The 18469-nt window shown below is 49.0% G+C and carries 16 protein-coding genes; 7 read left to right on the top strand and 9 right to left on the bottom strand.

Annotation, left to right across the window (positions count from 1 at the left end):
* Window positions 1-5: 5 nt before the first annotated feature.
* Genes H6624_09735 through H6624_09715 form a run of 5 tightly spaced genes read right to left on the bottom strand, consistent with a single transcriptional unit; the run spans window position 6 to window position 5142 of the window.
* The gene (locus H6624_09735; protein ID MCB9084617.1) at window positions 6-752 is read right to left on the bottom strand and encodes a YdcF family protein; all 747 of its coding nucleotides are present in this window, start codon (window positions 750-752) and stop codon (window positions 6-8) included.
* 23 nt (window positions 753-775) lie between these two features.
* On the bottom strand, window positions 776-1909 hold the full coding sequence (wecB, locus tag H6624_09730) for a UDP-N-acetylglucosamine 2-epimerase (non-hydrolyzing) (GenBank protein MCB9084616.1): 1134 nt from the start codon (window positions 1907-1909) through the stop codon (window positions 776-778).
* Window positions 1910-1944: 35 nt separating this feature from the next.
* On the bottom strand, window positions 1945-3018 hold the full coding sequence (locus H6624_09725) for a polysaccharide biosynthesis protein (protein ID MCB9084615.1): 1074 nt from the start codon (window positions 3016-3018) through the stop codon (window positions 1945-1947).
* Window positions 3002-3898, bottom strand: a complete 897-nt coding sequence (locus H6624_09720) for an SDR family oxidoreductase (GenBank protein ID MCB9084614.1) — start codon at window positions 3896-3898, stop codon at window positions 3002-3004. The genes H6624_09725 and H6624_09720 overlap by 17 nt, the downstream gene beginning before the upstream one ends.
* Window positions 3895-5142 (bottom strand): glycosyltransferase family 4 protein, encoded by a 1248-nt coding sequence (locus H6624_09715; GenBank protein ID MCB9084613.1) that lies wholly within the window; start codon window positions 5140-5142, stop codon window positions 3895-3897. The genes H6624_09720 and H6624_09715 overlap by 4 nt, the downstream gene beginning before the upstream one ends.
* A 187-nt stretch (window positions 5143-5329) precedes the next feature.
* On the opposite strand from H6624_09715, the gene H6624_09710 reads away from it, so the two are divergent.
* The 3 genes from H6624_09710 (at window position 5330) to H6624_09700 (ending at window position 8343) form a co-directional block, all read left to right on the top strand.
* Window positions 5330-5770, top strand: a complete 441-nt coding sequence (locus H6624_09710) for a response regulator (GenBank protein ID MCB9084612.1) — start codon at window positions 5330-5332, stop codon at window positions 5768-5770.
* A gap of 66 nt (window positions 5771-5836) precedes the next feature.
* Window positions 5837-7162 (top strand): O-antigen ligase family protein, encoded by a 1326-nt coding sequence (locus H6624_09705; protein MCB9084611.1) that lies wholly within the window; start codon window positions 5837-5839, stop codon window positions 7160-7162.
* 8 nt (window positions 7163-7170) lie between these two features.
* Window positions 7171-8343 carry a glycosyltransferase family 4 protein gene (locus H6624_09700; GenBank protein MCB9084610.1) on the top strand — a complete coding sequence of 391 codons (1173 nt, stop codon included), beginning with the start codon at window positions 7171-7173 and terminating at the stop codon, window positions 8341-8343.
* Here H6624_09700 and H6624_09695 read toward each other — a convergent pair.
* Window positions 8340-9272 carry a glycosyltransferase gene (locus tag H6624_09695; GenBank protein MCB9084609.1) on the bottom strand — a complete coding sequence of 311 codons (933 nt, stop codon included), beginning with the start codon at window positions 9270-9272 and terminating at the stop codon, window positions 8340-8342. The two genes, H6624_09700 and H6624_09695, sit on opposite strands and share 4 nt — an antisense overlap.
* 92 nt (window positions 9273-9364) lie before the next feature.
* Here H6624_09695 and H6624_09690 point away from each other — a divergent pair, with 92 nt between their 5' ends.
* The gene (locus tag H6624_09690; GenBank protein MCB9084608.1) at window positions 9365-10852 is read left to right on the top strand and encodes an undecaprenyl/decaprenyl-phosphate alpha-N-acetylglucosaminyl 1-phosphate transferase; all 1488 of its coding nucleotides are present in this window, start codon (window positions 9365-9367) and stop codon (window positions 10850-10852) included.
* A complete protein-coding gene (locus tag H6624_09685; GenBank protein ID MCB9084607.1) occupies window positions 10849-11367 on the top strand; it encodes an SLBB domain-containing protein in 519 nt (172 codons plus the stop codon). The genes H6624_09690 and H6624_09685 overlap by 4 nt, the downstream gene beginning before the upstream one ends.
* On the opposite strand, the gene H6624_09680 is transcribed toward H6624_09685, so the two are convergent.
* The 3 genes from H6624_09680 to H6624_09670 are packed head-to-tail and all read right to left on the bottom strand — an operon-like array spanning window position 11364 to window position 14440.
* Window positions 11364-11891 carry a GNAT family N-acetyltransferase gene (locus tag H6624_09680; GenBank protein MCB9084606.1) on the bottom strand — a complete coding sequence of 176 codons (528 nt, stop codon included), beginning with the start codon at window positions 11889-11891 and terminating at the stop codon, window positions 11364-11366. The two genes, H6624_09685 and H6624_09680, sit on opposite strands and share 4 nt — an antisense overlap.
* A gap of 12 nt (window positions 11892-11903) precedes the next feature.
* Window positions 11904-13856, bottom strand: coding sequence for a TIGR03545 family protein (locus H6624_09675; protein ID MCB9084605.1), 1953 nt, complete (start codon window positions 13854-13856; stop codon window positions 11904-11906).
* A 59-nt stretch (window positions 13857-13915) separates the two neighbouring features.
* The gene (locus H6624_09670; protein MCB9084604.1) at window positions 13916-14440 is read right to left on the bottom strand and encodes a TIGR03546 family protein; all 525 of its coding nucleotides are present in this window, start codon (window positions 14438-14440) and stop codon (window positions 13916-13918) included.
* A 271-nt stretch (window positions 14441-14711) separates the two neighbouring features.
* Between H6624_09670 and H6624_09665 the strand changes: the two genes are divergently transcribed.
* Both H6624_09665 and H6624_09660 read left to right on the top strand, forming a co-directional pair.
* Window positions 14712-17696 carry a hypothetical protein gene (locus H6624_09665; protein MCB9084603.1) on the top strand — a complete coding sequence of 995 codons (2985 nt, stop codon included), beginning with the start codon at window positions 14712-14714 and terminating at the stop codon, window positions 17694-17696.
* 109 nt (window positions 17697-17805) lie between these two features.
* The coding region (locus tag H6624_09660; GenBank protein MCB9084602.1) for a glycosyltransferase family 9 protein at window positions 17806-18469 on the top strand (664 nt) is incomplete at its 3' end.

Genomic DNA, 18469 nt, shown 5'->3' with positions numbered 1-18469 from the left:
TGAGGCTAAAGCACAATCTTGTAGTAGAGAATGCCAAAGAATTCATGAATGACCTTTTCCCAGCACTCAAGGTTTTTCCAAGCGGGCCGGCAAATCCACTTACAGGAGTAATTGTTGTAGTAATCCACGGGATAGGGTGTAAACGTGAAGCCCATTCCTTCAAATAAGGCCGTGGATCTCTCCATATGATAGGCACTGGTCATCAGGAAAAAACTATCAATGCCGAGGTCGGCGAGAATTCCCTTTAGGGCCTGGGCATTCTCCTTTGTCGATCTTGATTCTTTTTCTGTGATCACATGGCTCGGACTAATTCCAGCCTCTTTGGCATAACGAGTAACCGAGTCCCCTTCGTCTTCAATGAGATCCGAATGCCCCTTAGCCGCCCCCAGCAATACCAAATACTTGGCCCGTCCCTGCTGAACCAATCGGACAGCAGCCAGATTTCGCTCCGCCGAAGAAGACAAATGGAATTGGCCAAACTGCTTATTGTACTGAAATGAAGTCCCACCGAGCACAACCACTGCCTCGTGGGTAACAGATTCAGGAGGTATCGTGGGAATGGACTCCAATTTTCTTAACAGCCAAAAGGGAAGTGGCGTGAGGGTGACCACAAGAATGTAGGCGGCCAAAAATCCACTCACTAGCCAGCGACGTAAGGCAGATCTAAGGAGGGCGATGATGAGCAAAAGAGCGCACCAGTGAAAGACGGGCTCAATAAAAAGGTGCAGAAATTTTCCCAAATAATAGGTCAAGCCACATTACCCAGTTGAAGTCCTCAGGACGCTTTTCGCCAAACAGTCCTTTGCACGTATTCTATGTGGCTGAGAATGATCTTTACAACGGTTTTTGAAACCCTATCAATTTGGTAATCGGCGACAGGATTGACGTAGTGAGCTTGATTTCGAGGATCAAAAGATGTGGCGGCACGAACAGATTGAGAAAGACCCTCTGGATCTATCTGACTGAGAATAAAACCACCTGCCTCCATGCCTTCAGGTCTCTCATAGGCATCGCGGATGTGAACGGCAGGAAAGCCTAAAATGGCGCTTTCTTCCGATAGGGTGCCGCTATCCGATATGACGCAAGCGGCCTCCTGCTGAAGCTTGATGTAGTCGAAAAAGCCAAGAGGCTTTGATTCAATGACCTTTGGGTCCAATTGAATACTCTTTTGAGCGTCAATTCTCTTGCGTGTTCGCGGATGAATAGAAAACAAGACAGGGAATCCGAAGTCTTTCACCAACCGATTCAGGCCCTGACCAAGGAGAACGAGCTTGTCTGGGCGATCCACATTTTCCTCTCTGTGGGCACTGAGAACGAAGAACTCTCTGGGCTTGAAACCCAAGGTTGACAGAACTTGGGAGTCGCGAATGTTCTTTTCAAAGTGATTGAGGATTTCAAACATACAACTTCCGGTCTTTAAAACCGTCTGTGGTGGCAGGCCCTCGCTTAACAGATACTTTCGGCCGTGCTCCGTCAAAGGCATATTGATGTCACTCAAGTGATCTACCATTTTGCGGTTGATCTCCTCGGGAACCCTTTGGTCAAAGCAGCGATTCCCGGCTTCCATATGAAAGAGTGGGATTTTTCGCCTTTTGACGGCGATCGAGGCCAGACAACTATTGGTGTCACCATAGATGAGCACAGCATCGGGCTTTTCGATATCGAGGAGCTGATCCGTCTTCACCAGGACAGAAGCGATGGTTTCTATCGGAGTGTTGCCCGCCGCCTGCAAAAAGTGGTCAGGTTTGCGGATACCAAGTTCCTGAAAAAAAATCTCGTTGAGCTCAAAGTCAAAATTCTGTCCAGTGTGAACAAGTATGTGATTTGTGTGATTGTCTAGTTCTTTGAGAACCAGGCAGAGCTTGATGAGCTCAGGTCTTGTGCCTACAATTGTCATGACCTTTTTCATACCTGCTGTCCCGTCTCAGTTGCCAATCATCCCGACTACTTGATCATTTCATTGAGCTCGTCCGGTGCGGACTCCTCTTCTTTGTAGAGAAGATCGTGTTTCTCCAGAAGCTTCTTTGTACCCTTGAGGTCCAAGACATCCCCATCGCTACAGTACTCGCCAATCAAATCACGGGTAGCGTCTGATCCGCGCTCGGCCACCTCTGGGAGCATGGGCTTGATCACGTAGTAGCCCTTGTTCCGGTAGGTGCGATAGGACTCCTCTTCAGACACTAGGGATTCATGGAGTTTTTCTCCAGGGCGGATTCCCGTGACCTTAATGTCAATTTTCCGTTTATCCACCAGTGCTTTGGCCACGTTTTCCATATTAGCCGCCGGCACAATAGGTATGTAAGTCTCACCGGGATTGGCCCATTTAATGGCTGCCAACACGGTGTCCACTGCATCTTCGAGGCTTAAGAGAAAACGGGTCATCTTCGTGTCAGTGATGGTGACCGGTCCACCTGCACGAATCTGCTCGTGAAACAGTGGAATGACCGAGCCACGGGATGCTAGGACGTTACCATATCGGACGCAGGCAAAACGAGTCTTCTGGCACAGCACATTGGCGCCAATAAAGATTCTCTCTTGGATGGCTTTGGTCATTCCCATCACATTGACGGGTTTGCAGGCCTTGTCTGTACTGACACCAATCACCACCTCGACCGGGAGATCATGTTCACGAATGGCGCGCACGATATTATTGGCTCCGGTGCAGTTGGTTTGCACCGCCTGATCGGGAAAGTATTCGCAAGTCGGAACTTGCTTAAGAGCTGCGGCATTAATGACAATGTCCACGTCTTTAAGAGCCGAGACAACGTCGGCGTAGTTCCTCACGTCGCCGATGCGAAACTCCAGGATGTGTTGGAAGTTCTGATAGATCACCTCATCGGTGAAATGCTTGCGATTGAGGTAGTCCACCCGCATATAATGCTGCTTGGCCTCGTCACGGGAAAGAATGATGACTTTGCGGGGACGGCCCTCGCTGCCAGAAAGCGCTCTCTTGACAAAGGTCTTACCCATGCTGCCTGTTCCGCCGGTGACCAGTACCACCTTATCCTTTAAGACCATCCTTCTCCCACCTTTCGTAGAGGTCGTTCTCCTGGGCAAGTTCCTTGACCATGGAGTTCCACTCTGGTTTTTCGGAATCTTTGAGGATTTTCGCAAGTCTAGAGCCATCCAAACTCTTGTCTGAACAATAGCTGCCATCAGGGACGATTTGAATTCCTAGACCAAATTCCTGATTGATCATCTCCAAAAGCTCGAGTTTCGAAATTCGCGGACTGGCCAATTGATGAATGCCACTTAAATCCTTGTGATACTTAAGGATGTGTTCAACTAAGTAGGCCATGTAGTCGGTCGTAACTCCAGAGTAATAGACTTGGGAAAAGCCCTTAGCAAGACCCCCTCGCTGGGAAAGGATCCACTCCACCAGCTCCGTTTTGTGGAAAAGTTCACGGCCAATGATGGAGGAGCGAATGGTCAGACCCGGAGAGTCTTTGACCTCACCGAGAATTTTTGAAAGTCCATAAAGGTCTCTGGCATCGGTAAGGTCGTCTTCAGAGTAGTTTCCCTTTTTTCCTGAGAATACACAGTCCGTACTAAAGTGGATGAGTCGAGCCCGATTGGATCGACACCAGTTTAAGAGTACGTGGGGCAACAGTGAGTTGAGCCGAATGACCAAGTGAGATTGATCGGCGGCCAGTTTGCGGGTGGTCACTCCGACACCGTTGATCACAACCTGGGGCTGAACTTGTGAGAGCGTCGCCAAAAGATCTGATTCTTGGGCGACGTCTAGGTTTTCAATGTGTTTGTCCGAATCAAAAATCCCAAATTTTGCGTATTGGCTGAAAGGCTGTCGAGTTGCGGTGTAGACATCAAAACTAGATTTTAGCTTCATCGCGATTTTATGACCAAGCATGCCGCCAGCGCCGAGGACGAGAATCTTCATGCGGCCTCCTTACTCTTGTGTGCAACTCCAGCCGAGTTGAGTGTATTCACCAACTTGTCGATGGTTTTGCTCTGGCTAAACTCCTCCCAGTAGTAGCTGTGGCCATTTTCACCAAGAAGCTGGAGTTGAGAAGGACTCATTTTCGCCATGGACAGAATGTTTTCCGCCAACCTTTGGGCGTTGCCAGCAGGGCCAACAAGTCCACAGCGCGCTTTTTCAATAGTGCGTTCGATTTCCCCATCGCCGGCTGCAACTATGGGCTTTCCCGTCGCTAAATAAGATTGAACTTTGGACGGCAACACCCGTGAGAGGTGAGGGTCTGGTGTCAGCGTTACCATTAACACATCGTGATCGTGGTAAAGCTGAGGCATGTCTTCGAGAGGTCTGGGGGGCTGAAGAAAAACGACCTTTTCCAATCCTCTTTGGCGAATTTGTGCCTCGGTCCACTCACGCCTCGACCCCTGGCCAACAAGAATGATCTTAATGCTTCCGTCTTGGGGGAGTTGTTCGGCCGCCTTAAGAATAGTCGGCATATCTTGGGCATGACCGAGGTTGCCAGCAAATAATACGCGAAAGTCGTCTTGGCCTCTTGGGGAGGTTGGGAGCCGCGGCGGAGGATTCTCAAACAGGTGGTCCGCCCAATTGGGAAGATACACAATCTGTTCATCTCTTGCTCCCCAACACTTAAGACTTTCGGAAAATGAGGGTGACTGGGTGAATAGAAGATCAGAGCGTTTATAAATCCATCTAACCACTTTCCCAATCAGGTTAATCATCAATGAGCTTTTCGTTGCCCCAACCGCTGCGACGCTTTCTGGCCACAGATCCTGAATCCAAATGTGGACGGGGCATTTGGTCGCTCGGCCGTAAACGATAGCTGGGATGGCTGCTGTGATGGGGGACGATGCCCAAACAAAAACACAGTCGAATGGCCCATGCTGTTTGAGGCGTTGAACTCCAAACAACAAGCCAAACAGGACAAATGACAGATAATTGAGGGCCAACTGCCAACTCTTTCCTCGTCCTCTAGGGAGTAGTGGAATGCGGAGAACTTGTGCGCCGTGATACTCTTGGGTCCATGGGCCTCGAAGGAGTCCAAACCCCGAAAAAAAAGAACCCTTCGGATAGTTGGGTAGGCCGGTCAATACGGTGACTGTGTGACCACGCCTGACCAACTCTTCCGTCAACTCATTAATGCGGAAGGTCTCAGGGAAAAAGTATTGGCTGACAATGGCTATTTTCATGTTCTCACATCATTTTAAGTGTGCACAATTCCAGGATCTTTTCGGTTTTTTTAAGACTATTCCTGAGTGCAGATCTGGGCTTGGGCAGGACTAAAGTAGGGAGAAAAGAAGTGATCAATTGAGGTTCTGCCACTTTTTCATTTTGTTTGTTCGCTCGCACAACAAAATGTTTTAATTTGAACCAGATATGTCCAATGGCTGTTGTTTAGAAATTCTGATTATCGAGGACGAAGAAGGTCTTTGTGACATGGCCGAATTTGTCGCCTCCGACTTGGGTTGCCGGGTGAAGAAGGCCTATAACCTCAAGGAGGCTAGTGCCATCATTGACCAGGACGACCAGATTCACCTCGGTCTTTTCGACTATCATCTTCCTGACTCCCAGCCAGATTCAGGGTGGAACCTTGAGTTTCTGGAGAAGATTCGCAGCAGAAAGAATTTTGAGTTTTTGTTTGTAACCGGAGATATGGCCCTAACCTTGGAAAAAGCCAAGGAAATGGGAGCGGCGGATATTCTGTTTAAGCCCTTTACCTGTGAAGAGCTTCAGACTCTGGTCGTGGCCTATATTCAAAGAAAGCGACAATCCATTTGCTCAAAGACTGGTGATCCCTGTCCCGCTATTCAAGGCTGACCCTACCTAGGTCGGGACTCTGAACCTAGAACCTCACAAGTCATCCTTCGGTTGGTAATATGAAGTATGCCGGTCACGACAGCGGAACCCAAGGGTGCGCGAAAATTTACCTATGTGTTTTCTCTGCTTTTGCTTGCGCAGGCTCTGGGTGCTTACGCGATCGGGCCAGTGCCCATTCCTTGGTTTGCACAGACTGGTGTAGTGGCCTTGTTCTTTTGGCTGTTTGCCCGTAGACAGGTGAGACTATTTCCAGGTTTTTCGGTGGTGATGGTTTTTCTCATTTGGGCCATTGGTACAACTCTCACCAATATGATGCTTGAAGATTACAGTCTTTATCTGCCACCTAAGGCGACAACGCCTTATCTGGTTTACGTAGGACTTCGTTTCATCAACCTTTTGTCCTTTGCATCGGCGGTTGGTGTGACTTATTGGCTTCTACAGCGCAACCAAGCAAACCTCCTAATTCGTAACCTGACCATCATTGGCGGGATCGTCGCTCTTTATGCTGGATATGTTTACGTCGCCCAGCTTAAGGGTTGGCCAGAGCTCCCCAGAACCCGGGTCGGAACCTCAGGTGAGGAACAGCTCACAGTTTTTACCTATGCCTTTCATCGGGCCATGGGATCATTTCGTGAGCCCAGTCACTTGGCTCAATGGTTGGTTCTACCCATTTTTATGTCCTTAAGTATCAAAGGCTGGCGGGGGCTGGTGGCAAGTCTTTTGATGGGCGCCATGATGCTACTGTCGGGCAGTCTGACCGGTATTTTGAGCACAATGGTTGGTCTGCTGGGAGCCGCGGCCTTTAACGTTCGGCGGCTCATACCGGAAATCAAAAAGATCTCACGGATACTCGTGCCGCTTGCGGTCGCCTCGGTGATTTTCTCTCTTATGGTTTCCAGAAACATCGAGGGCACGACAAATCTTGTGGAAGTGATCTGGACGCGAATTGCCCCGGTGTTGACGGAAAAGGGGGCAGAATCCACCAATCGTGATTATGTCTACAAATACATGGAGGAAAACCCGGCACCCGTGTGGGGTTACGGTCTCGGGCATTCCAATCTGCTTTTCAGTCGCGCTAACCAGCTAGATGCAACGGCCAGCTTTTTGAATCTCTATATCAATGTGGCCTACTCATTGGGTGTGGTGGGGCTTTTAATGCTGGCATTACTTTTAGCTTTCCCCTTCTATCTCTACATTGTGACGAGATCGAGAACCGGAAGACCACGCGTATTCTTTTTGCTGGGAGCTTATTTAGCCTGGCTTCTTATCTATTTTGTTCACAGTGAGGAACTCAATATACACTTTGGCATTATTTACGCCATGGCTGTGTACTTTTTTGGCCTGCGTGATTGGCGAGGTATTATGGAGGAGAAGGAATCCGCTTCCTTTTAGAATAATAATTGGCAAAACCCCGTGTTCTTGTTCTCTGTGATTATTTTCTTCCTGGCTATAGAGCGGGCGGCCCGGTGCGCTCCTTGCAGGCAATGACTCGCTTTCTTAAATTGCACTATCACTTCACAATATGGACTCGAAATCATGACTGGGGAGAGTCCCAGGTCTTCGCTGAAGAAGCGATGGTTGCGACCAGAAAGGACGAGAATCTCGATATTGACTATCTGGATTCTCTACATTCGGGTTTCTTTTCATGGGTGGATCGTCTCAGGGAAGAGAGATTTGATGTTGTCTATTTGAACTCCCTGTTCTCATGGAAGTTTTCAATAAAATATCTAATCATGAGGCGGCTTAATCTAGTGCCAGACTCCCGGGTCATCCTAGCCGTGCGCGGTGAGCTGTCACCAGGTGCTAGAAGAATTCGTGGTTTCAAAAAAAGCTGTTTCCTCTGGTTAGCCTCGATTGTCGGTCTCTATGATGGTGTTGTGTTTCAGGCAAGCAGTGAGCTGGAGAAAAAAGACATATTGAATTTTCTCAGCATTCACCACCTGGAACCTGAGGTCAGGGTGGCCTCCGATCTGATTTGGATAGGGATCGACGAGGAAATCGGGGCTATCAGGAAGGAGCCGGGAGAATTAAAGATGGTATTTCTCTCCCGTATTACGCCAATGAAGAATTTGGAAACAGTTATAGAGGCCTTAGCTCATATCAGTACACCAGTGACATTGGATATCTACGGGCCCCTCAGCGAAAATAAGGATGCCGGGTATTTCGCCTCTTGTATGGAGCAGGCCCATGCCTTGTCGAAACAGCACAGGGTGGAGTACAGAGGGGTGGTCTCCGCCGATAGAGTCATTTCTGTTCTTTCTCAGTACCACGTCTTGTTTTTGCCAACCCGAGGTGAAAATTTTGGACACATCATCCTTGAGGCTCTGCAGGCCGGATGTGTACCTTTGATCTCCGACAAAACTCCTTGGAGTGACATGGATAGAGAAGGTGCCGGAGTCGTTGTTCAGGGGGATCACTACAAGGGCTATGTGACGGCTCTGGAAAGAATGATCCCGAAAAACGAGTCCGAATGGGAAGCCTATCGATCAGCCATGAATCGATACCTGGATAGAAAACTGACCCTGATCAATCAGATCGATCCCTATACGGAATTGCTGGGTACGGCGAACTAGTTTTTGCCAATGCGATGTTGGATTTGGTATCGATATCGGCCCAACCAACCACTTAAAAAGCGTTTAAAACCAAGGGGCGAAAAAAAGGCAGCCGGAGAGTGTTGAATTGAGGCATAGAGGTGGCGATTTCCGTCCAGTTTTCTTCCCGATCTCCAGTGAAGTCGGGCTGAGAGCAGATGTGCGTGGGCAAGGGCCAAATCCTCTTTTGGCTTAAGGCTCTCTCTGAGGCCGGAAGTCTGATGAAAATACTGGGTCATCACCTGCCAAGGTTCTTCCGCCTTAGCAGGTGTCGACGGAGCAAAGCTTTGCGAGCCCTCGTGGACGCGAAAGCCTGCGAGAGTTTGTGGAACTCGCTTCAATTCGCCAAAGCGGGTGAGTCTCAGCCAGAAGTCATAATCAGGTAATTGTCGTAAAGCCGGATTCCAACCTCCAGTTCTTTCATAAGCATCTCGCTTAAAAATCGCCCCCGGACCGGGCTGGCAGATGCCTTTTATCACCAGATCTTCGAGGGAAAACTCAGGAGCGTGGACTTCTTTGATGGCTTGTCCTTTTTCGTTGATCAGCTCGTAATCGGGATAAACCCCAATTATGTCCGATTCGTTTAATAGAGAATGGACAAGAGTTTCAATGGCACCGGGTTTAAGGATGTCGTCGGCACTCAGGTACCCAAATAACTCGCCTGAGGCCATCGACCAGCCTTTGTTGAGGGCTACAGCTTGACCGGCATTAGCTTGACTGAAAACTCGCACCTGCTCAGAGTACCTCTGCAGTATTTCTGAACTACCATCTGATGATCCGTCATTAACAGCAAGGATCTCGACCTTGGTATATGTCTGGGCAAGAAGGCTCTCTAGAGTTTCAACAAGATAGTCCTCGGCGTTATAAACCGGGATGACAATACTCACTGTTGGTCGAGGGGAGTGGTTCATCACCAATTATGGTAGCTCGTTTTGACCATTCGCACATTCATAATATAGTTCCTCGACTTCACTCAGGGGGGGAATCATTCGATAAGGAACTGATGGAATCCGGAATGCACCAGGCATTTTCTATATTAATGGTCTCGACCTTAGCCTCGTTGGCTCTGAACTTTGTCACTATTCATGTGGCCAAGTCCCGAGGTTGGCTATCGGGTGTGGACTTCCGCCGCAAAAAGCGGCGCAGAGTTCCTCTGTTGGGTGGAGTTCCCTCTTACCTCGCTGTGGGAATGGCCGGTTACGTCTTTCATTTGAGTGACCTCAAGATCGTTCTTCTTGCAGGCTTACCCTTGATATTAACTGGAGCTGTGGACGATGTCCGTGAGTTGAAAGCCAAGCAGAAGTTGGCGGGACAGCTTTTGGCTGTCGCCCTTTGGTTTTATGTGATTCCCTCTGAGTCCCTGCTTCTCAGCAAGCTAGGGGTATGGGAACCCTTGGCAATTGGAATCTCGGCCTTTTGGATGCTAGGGATTATTAACGCCCTTAACATGATCGATGGAATGGATAGTGAGGCCGCCGGGTTTTCCATGATCGTCTGTGGTTTTTTTGTTCTGCTGTTTGGCCTATCAGGTCCCGGATTGAGCTCACTTGCTGTGATGGGTGGTTGCATGGGATTCCTGTTTTTCAACTGGCCTCCGGCTCGCATCTATCTTGGAGACAGTGGCTCCACTTTTTTGGGATTTTTTCTGGCCGCAATGGGGGCGACACTGCCTATTCCTCTTGTGACCCCTGCCTGGCATTTCCTTTTGGTGCCATTGTTTCTTTTGGCCTTACCGGAAATGGACGCTCTGTTGTCAATAGCCAGAAGGATTCGCAGTCGCACGTCTCTAATGAAGGGTGATCACGACCATGTCCATCACAAACTTATGAAGCTGGGGTTTAAGGTACCACAAGCCTTAGCAGTTCTTTTTATCGCGACGGCCTATTGCGGGTTAACCGCATTGATTCTCCGTCACCTCGACGAGCCGTTGATGGTCTTGGGGGTCATTGCTCTATCCATGACAGGTTTACTTGTGGTCCTTGGCTCCGTATACCTGATGGAGTACAAACAGGCCCGCCAGGTTTCGTCTTACAGTCAGACTTTGATTGCCCAGAATCTGCCGATCAAGAACAACGTCATCCTGGATGCTGAGAGTTTCCGCTCGGTGGTCTACGATCTGATGCCTTACTACAAGGAACTTCAACAGCGGGGTATTGTTCGCGTTCAGGAGTTCATTCAAGACTTCTCTGAATTCATCAAGTGTCACCACCCCAATGGCCAACTCAAGATGATTGGAGCCTATTCCATCATTGTCGTCGAAAGCCCCAAGTCGAAGTCCATCTCAGTTCGGGACGCAATTATTGCTGATTTCTATCAACTCGTGGCTAGTCACCGGGTACAGAAGAACGATAACGGCGACCCGTGGGGAGTCTCCTTCTATTCAGATGATCAGCGCGGACAGCAGTTTATGAAAAAATTTGGATTTGAAGTAGGTTCGCAGAAAGCCACAGAGAACACTCAGCAACTTGATTCAACAGGGACTGACTCATGAAAGCAACAAGACGTGTTTCGCAAATAGGTCTTTCAATTCTCTTTGTCTTCGCCCAGCTCCCAGGAGCAGTGGCTCAGGTGGTAAACCCCATGGCAGCGCCGCCGACGGTTTCGGCAGTAGCCAGTGAGTTTTTTGTTGGCCGAGAGTTAGGTAAACCTCTCATCTCGGTTCATTTAGTCAGTGGCGTCAATAAGCCGGGTGTTTACCATGTACCGATGGGAACTGACCTGGCTCAGCTGATTGCCTACGCCGGGGGTGCCATGGAGAAGGCTGACCTGGGCGAGGTCTCTGTCAGAAGGCGAGATGACAAGGGCTACTCTGTGATGATGGTAGACATGGAGAAGATTCTTATTGGTACGGCCACCATTCCTCCGGTACAGAGTGAGGATGTGGTCCACATCCCACTTAAGATCTCAGTGGAACGTTCGTTAACCTGGGTCAGCTTGATTTCGGGAATTGTGTCTATTGGACTTTCTGTGGCCATCATTCAGGACGTCAATCGCCGCAACGATTAGTCAGAACCTAAAAGGTCTTTCTTGAGTTCATAGTAGGGCCATTTAGCCATTTTGGGACCTGTCACCTTATAGCCAAATTTTCTAAACAGGTTTTGCAGCTTGTAGTTTTTGACGTGGGTTTGAGCTTGGGAGTACTGGGCCCCCATTTCCTTCATCCACCCTTCTGCTTCCTCTAGCAGCCTCGAAGCCAAACCCATGCGACGGTGCTCAGGGGCAATATAGCGACTGAAAAAGCTTCCGTATGTGAATCCATCACTGTCTTTTTTGATGGAGAAAATTGAATGTCCCATCATTTCCCCATCCATGGCACTCGCGACGATTATCTTGTGATGAGGATCATGGGTGGCGCCCAAAATCATGGATTTCATTTCCTCGAATGTGAAATTAGGAAGGGCATCCCGGGCCATCATAGGGTCATTGTTAAACTCAGGGACGGTCTCCAGCACTGTTTCCATACAGCGGCCAACAATAAGATCCACTTCGTTCGGGTTGTTGCGATCGACCTCACGAATGTGAATCTTCATTTCTCATCCCTACTATTTGAATTTAAGTTTCTTTTTCAGGTCTTTAAGAAGCTTTTTGCCTTCCTTTTCAACCTTCTTCTTTTGACCGTCCTCAGCCGATTTTTTGCTGCCTGCAAGCTGATCTTCAGCTTGCTTCTTGGCTCCGTCAACTTGGCCTTTGGCGCGATCCACGTCCTTGTTGATTTTGCCTTTGATCTTGTCGAACTCCGCGGTGAGTTTAGCTCTTTCGGCACCGATCTTTTCATCGACCATGGCCTTGAGCTTGGCGCGGGCGGCATCAATCTTGGCCTGAATTTGCTTCTTGAATCCTTTGGAGAGTTCCTCTCCTAGATTGGAGCGCAGGCTCATGTTTAGTTTGCTCCATGTTCCTGAAGCTTTGGCATCGACAGTGATTTCAGGAATTCCGGCCATAACATTAGTGAGAATTTCTTTAACCGTTCCCGACTTGGCATCGATGTCGTAATCCATTTCCTTAAATGAATTATTGACCCATACCTTCATCTGCTCTTTCTCCATGATGGCGGTGATTTTGCTATGGCCCTGAGATTTGTTGATCAGAAACTTGACGTCATTTGAATCCGAAATCTTCTGGACACCGACAGGGAAAGAACCCACCGTCGCCCGAATCTCATCTTTGGGGTTTTCGGTGGTATGATCCAAAGTGATGAGGGCATCAAATCCATAGATCTGCTGTTTGGGAAAGTCCCCCTTGACCGTGGCCACCGTCGGTCGGCCCAGTTGCACCGGGTTGGAGGTGACATCGCGAATCTCACCTTCGATCTTGCCGCTGTATTCGCTTTGGCCTGGCTCAGAGCTAATTCTCCCTTTCTTAAGCCAAAACAGAGGATAGCCTTTTGTCACCGGGAACTTGTAGTTTTTGCCGGTACCGCGGGGAGTGGGTACGAGCTTTTCTGATTCCTGAGCGGCTTTTTCTTCAGCCGTCTTCTTAGGAGGCATGTATTCTCGGCCAATGGCCATATACTTGTTGAGGGTGACTAACTTGTCGGCAAACATCTTACCAAACAACTTCTTTGAGAAGTCCCCCATGTCCATGTTTGGAATTTTGAATCGATTCTCCAAGTCTTTAATGTCTTGCTTTACGAGATCGTCCAACTCCTTAAAGGATTGGTCCATCATCTTGAGGTCACTATCAAGATTGCTGCTGGTATCTTTGACCAATTTGATTTTCTGGTCAGCCTCTTCCTTGAGAGCTTTGATTTCCTTTAATGATGCTGCAAATTTCTTCGGATCGCTGGTATCGACCTTAACGGCCTTGAGGCGACGCTCAAAATCCTTCAACTCTTCGCTCTTCGGCAGGGACTTCAACCGTTCGTCCCAGGCCTTCTGCTTTTCTTTAAGTGTGGTTTCAAGCTCTTTCATGCGAATGCTGGCTTTGAGCTCATCTTCAACACTTTGAGCTTGGTCTTTAGGGTCAGCACCTTCAACAATGTGGGCCAAATCTCCTAGAACGTTGCCTTCATAATCCTCTTTGGTCTGATCCAGAACACCGGATTCCAGTTTTGCCAACGCCTGGCTTTTGCCAGCAGATTCAGTTTTGGGAATGATCCGTCCCGGGCGCTTTCTCGGAGAATAGGCCTGGATATTATCAATTGTGGCCTCATCGACTACGAATTTGGCTCTCAAAAGAGCATCCCACAAGAGGCCAAACCGGATTTCACCAATCTGAACGAGATTTCTGTTTGGATCTTCCTTGTCGGTCACTTGTAAGCCCTTAAGGCTAAATGAACCACCTAAAACACTGGTGCGTACACTGCCCACATTGACTTCGGCACCATGGACATAGGTGGCTCCAAACTCAATGAGGTGGCGCAGATTGGAATCAAACAAGAATGAAAAGTAAAGACCTGTCAATGCGCAGACAATGACAACGGGAATGATTGCCTCAAAGCGAATGGGTCCTTTTTTCTTGGGCTTCTTTGTTGTTTCTGATATTTCGTTCGTCATGAAGTTCTCGCTTAATTATTCAGGTTGCAGAAATTTTAGAGTCGTCAGTGAAGGCTCAGTTACCTGTAAAGTTCATCATACTTGTAGTACCACTTGTAAAATGAAGTGGCCTTAACAGCCTTCCAGATTTTGGTTTGTTTAAAGCGTTCGAGAACCGTCTCCCTGTATTTGGCCACCAGGATTCGGGCTAATACAAAAATGACAGGGGCAAGAGTGATCGAGACCACTCCCGATCCCATAACGATTGTATTATTAAAACGGGTAAAAGGAATAATTGGCATATTGTAAAGAGTGGTGAATAGTCCCTGGAGACCGCCGATTTCCAGAATGACCCGCCCAACTTGATCAAAAACCGGGTCCAAAAGGAAGGCCGCAAAGGCAAAAAATCCAGCGCTCACCATGGCCGCTCCCGCCTGAATGCGGAAAAAGAAAATGCAGACGAAGACTAAAATCGTCTGCAGTGATAGGGCCGGGGTCATGCCCAATACAAATCCAGCTGCGATGCCTGCGGCAATTTGGTTGGTGCCATTTTCAGAGTTAAGCAGTTTGATAAATTGAAAGATCTGTTTGAGAAGTAATCCCATGGCCTGTCCTTTCAGGTTGCCGATATCATTATCATGATCATGCTTCCAGAGGCCTATTCTCAGTTTGATATGGGGCTGAGTCAACAGCTCCTGTCGCTCCCTTGGCTCGATTCGAGAATGGTAGTAGCCATGAGCAATCGACACATTCCGCCACACGAAGAACGACCATTATTCTCAGATTGGGAGGGCCAAATCGTTCAGGACATGGGTCGAGGGGCCGAAAAGAGTCTATACCGTATGAACGTCAACTCCAGTTCCGAGGGTGATTTCGATGTACGCCTTTTTTCGTATCTCCTGTTCAATTTCCTTGTGTTTGGCAGTTCTTGCCTGTGATCGAAAGGTGCCTTCCCATACCGCGGCATTTCAGGTTGATCTCCCAAGCCAACAGGTTGGAGCGACCAGCACACAAATTTTGACCCGGGTGATGGTCAATGTGACTGGAGAAGGAATTCAGCATCCTATCGTGGGCATCTTTGAGCACCACTGCCACGAATGCCCGGGAAGTACTGGACTCACAGGGCCTTTTGAGCTCTTTGTTCCCAAGGGCAATGGCCGCTTGGTTCAGGTCTTGGCGATATATGAAAACACCACACTAGAGACCATGAGTTTTAATTATGGGGATCAACTGGTGGACCTCAGTGGAGATAAGGAAATTGAGGTTGAGGTCCTTGCTTTGAGCTCCTCAAGTCGTGAGGGACAGATTTCAGGTCGTTACCTGACAACAGCAACATCAGGGCCAACGGGCAAGGCAGCAGCTTACTATAAGCCTCCCGGCAAACCAAAGATGATTGTCGACTTTTCCGAGATCATTAACGGATGGTTTGACTTTCATATTCTTGATGACGTGCCGCTGACCTACGTGATGGAGCCAAGCGGACAGATTCTATTTGCCGATGTCTCATTGAGTTCGATGCCAGCTCTGGTTTCGGATAGGGTGATGCAAGTCGCTGTGCCCGATCAGACTTACAACGTCCATGCCACCCATAATGGCAGCAATTTTATTGTAGATGAGTCTCGAGACTATCATGGTCCCGATGAGGTATTCCTGGGGTGGTTTGGTCCTGGCGCGACGGCCAGTCACTATGCCTGTTACACGGGCTTTGATTGGGCCAGTATTCTTTATCGCGTGATTGACCATGATAATAGCGGTGGTAACACGGCTGGAGATGCCCTTGAGAGGATTTGTCAGGACTCAAGCTGCACCAACACTATGTACTTTTTTGGTAGCACCGTGGACAACACTCAGCTCAGTCGGATTGCTGGGGGGAAGGACAAATCCGGCTTTTGCTCCAACCCAGCCGACAAGTTTTTGACCAAGCTCCACTTTGAAGAGACCTACTTCGATCAGGAGAGGAATTCGCACAGTGGCTTTATGGGGCCCTTCCGCATCATTCCTCCGCTGACAAGCGAGGATCATCCTGGCTATTTAAGTGGGACATACAGTGTGACGGGCAAGCAGATGACTCTTAACTGGGATCTTTTACCCGGCGTTGTGGATGGTGCTAATGGCATACATGGAGTGGCTGTTTTTTACCGTAGCGGCATGGCCAGTTGGTCAGATCTTGAGATGTACCGCATGAACGAGGGTTACGATTGTCATCGGGCTGCGGCCGAAATGTCCCACGCGGGTACAACGGGCACTAACAGTCTGGTGATCAACAACCTCCATCACAGCCAGGTCAATTCGACTGGCGTGATGGTTTGTCCATATCGGGACGATGGTGGTGGAAGACACTACTTTTCAAGTGCCGCCACCCGCCACTTTGGCGATTACCCCGTCGGTATCCAGCCGCTAGTGGCATTAGAAACCAATATTAAAACGGATGTTACGGCACCCATTGATTTGAATTGGGCCATTACGGGAGGCACACCGCCCTTGAATTATGCCATGGTAAGTGGCGGGGGTACGGTAAACGGGGTAACCGGAGTTTACACACCAACGGGGGCTCCGGGAATAGCGCGAATTACTGACGCCGATGGCGCCACGGTAGATCTCAACATCACTCCTGTGGCTGCAAGCACCTACTTTGATTTTTTCAGTAGTTTTCCTCCAGGCTTTGGGCTGACCCGTGGTGGACCAGCCTACCATTACGATTCCGATGGCATTTTGGTCACCGCATCGGCCAATGTGCCGCGATGGGATTATGACCCAGGCGATTGTCTAAATCCGACTCAGCCACGCTTTTGTGCTCCCAGAGGTTTATTGATTGAAGGAGTGACAACTAACGAGTTTGCCTATAGCACGGCCTTTGATAATGCCGCATGGCTCAACTTTGCTTACGATCCGGATATCACTCCGAATGCAACTGTTGCTCCTGATGGAACGACAACAGCCTACCTTATCGAAGACACCAACAAGAATGCCTCAAACAACGATAAGCTCTTTTATAACAACTTTACCGGACACGCAGCTGGCACGACTTTGGTGTTCTCAGTCTACGTAAAAGCAAATACTTCCACAATTATGGGGATCACCATGCAAGAGGCTGGAGTTTCCAACTCAGACCTCTTTGTGGATTTGGCCAATGTGACGACCAACAACACCAGTAAGCCCCACGGAGTAGAAAAACTCCCCAATGGTTGGTTCCGGGTTTGGATTACCCACACCAAAACAACCACCAATACGATGACGGCTTGGATTATGCCCGCGACTTCGGCCACCAGCTTCAGTCCCACGGCACTGGGTTCCATTTATGTGTGGGGTGCGCAAATGGAAATCAATAAGCGCAAGTATCCGACATCCTATGTGGCCACATCAGGAAGTGCCATGGGGCGTGTAGCGGATAACCTGACCACGCCGGGGCCTGCTTTCTTCTCGAATCCTTTTACCTCAACGATCTTGTTGGAATACTACAATCCGGGTGACCACACCACCAAGATGGGGACCATCTTGAACATCGATCAGTCCAGCGGTGGTGGTGCCGATTATTTACGAGTCAAAGGTGGAGTCTCAGGTGGTGCCAACATGTTGGTGAACCAATCGTCCTCTTCAATTGTCGATCAGACCTTGGCTCCTACCTCAAAAGGTATGGGTGCCGAGAGGTTGGCCATTTCCTTTCAGCCCAATCAGTTCCAGGCGGCTATAAATGGATACGACAAGTACACGGGCACGGCCTACACACCACTCACAGGAATTGCCTACTTTTCTTTGGGCGAAGGGCCGTCGCTCACTGATCAAATGGATGGCAACATCAGAAAGCTCATATACTGGCCTGATGTTCTGTCGATGACAGCCTTGCAGAGTCTCTCCTACTAGCTAGGAGCATCTTCGTGTGGGTGCTCCGCGGCATCTTACATAAGGGATAAGATTTTCTTCGAGATTGCCCAGGTAAATTGAGGTAGAACGACCTTCACAAGAGGTGGATGTGAAGGTTTTGTTTATTCACACAGCGAACATGGGTGACGTGGTTTCGTCCATGGGTGTGATTCGTGCGGCAGCCGACAAATGGGGTTCGGTGGATGTACTGGTGCGTCCCGTTTTTTCCGGGTTATTGGCTGGAGAGGCAGGTATTAGGGAGGTGAGAGAAGGCGATATCCAACATCAGGTTTATGATCTGATTGTAGATTTGGATTCTTCTCGCGCCAGTCGAAAGCTCATCAAAAAAATCAAGGCACAGCGAAAGGTGGGTAGATATGTCAACCTCGTGCGCCGGATCAAGTACTTGAGCTACTACAACACCCAGGTTCACAAGCGCCCCGTGGATCACATTGTCCAAGACTACTTGGTTGTAGGTGAGGCCATTGGATTGGCAGAAATTGGGCGTCCGTCGATGGCCAAGGTCCAGCTCGATAGTCAAATCACTCAGTTGGTGGAAAAGATTCGCTCTCAAGATAAGGGCGTGGCCGTGTTAGCCTCTGAGGCTTCAAATCCCATTCGCTCCTTGCCGATGTCTCTCGTTGAAGGTCTTATTGAAAAACTCAAGTCTTTGGGTGTGGCCGTGGTGTTGGTGGGCTTGGATGAGGTTCGCTGTCGAGCACTGGTGGAGAAATATCCCGGCTGGGTACATTGGCAACCGATGAAAATGCTGG

This window comes from Pseudobdellovibrionaceae bacterium, assembly GCA_020635075.1.
Lineage (GTDB): Bacteria > Bdellovibrionota > Bdellovibrionia > Bdellovibrionales > UBA1609 > JADZEO01.
This window is presented reverse-complemented; position numbering and strand designations above follow the sequence as displayed.

Bases quoted from the DNA above. Each gene is read 5' to 3' on its own strand.
- wecB (MCB9084616.1), bottom strand. From the start codon at position 1,909: ATGAAAAAGGTCATGACAATTGTAGGCACAAGACCTGAGCTCATCAAG.
- H6624_09705 (MCB9084611.1), top strand. From the start codon at position 5,837: ATGCCGGTCACGACAGCGGAACCCAAGGGTGCGCGAAAATTTACCTAT.
- H6624_09725 (MCB9084615.1), bottom strand. From the start codon at position 3,018: ATGGTCTTAAAGGATAAGGTGGTACTGGTCACCGGCGGAACAGGCAGC.
- H6624_09715 (MCB9084613.1), bottom strand. From the start codon at position 5,142: ATGAAAATAGCCATTGTCAGCCAATACTTTTTCCCTGAGACCTTCCGC.
- H6624_09680 (MCB9084606.1), bottom strand. From the start codon at position 11,891: ATGAAGATTCACATTCGTGAGGTCGATCGCAACAACCCGAACGAAGTG.
- H6624_09675 (MCB9084605.1), bottom strand. From the start codon at position 13,856: ATGACGAACGAAATATCAGAAACAACAAAGAAGCCCAAGAAAAAAGGA.
- H6624_09665 (MCB9084603.1), top strand. From the start codon at position 14,712: ATGTACGCCTTTTTTCGTATCTCCTGTTCAATTTCCTTGTGTTTGGCA.
- H6624_09670 (MCB9084604.1), bottom strand. From the start codon at position 14,440: ATGGGATTACTTCTCAAACAGATCTTTCAATTTATCAAACTGCTTAAC.
- H6624_09720 (MCB9084614.1), bottom strand. From the start codon at position 3,898: ATGAAGATTCTCGTCCTCGGCGCTGGCGGCATGCTTGGTCATAAAATC.
- H6624_09685 (MCB9084607.1), top strand. From the start codon at position 10,849: ATGAAAGCAACAAGACGTGTTTCGCAAATAGGTCTTTCAATTCTCTTT.
- H6624_09710 (MCB9084612.1), top strand. From the start codon at position 5,330: ATGTCCAATGGCTGTTGTTTAGAAATTCTGATTATCGAGGACGAAGAA.
- H6624_09690 (MCB9084608.1), top strand. From the start codon at position 9,365: ATGGAATCCGGAATGCACCAGGCATTTTCTATATTAATGGTCTCGACC.
- H6624_09695 (MCB9084609.1), bottom strand. From the start codon at position 9,272: ATGAACCACTCCCCTCGACCAACAGTGAGTATTGTCATCCCGGTTTAT.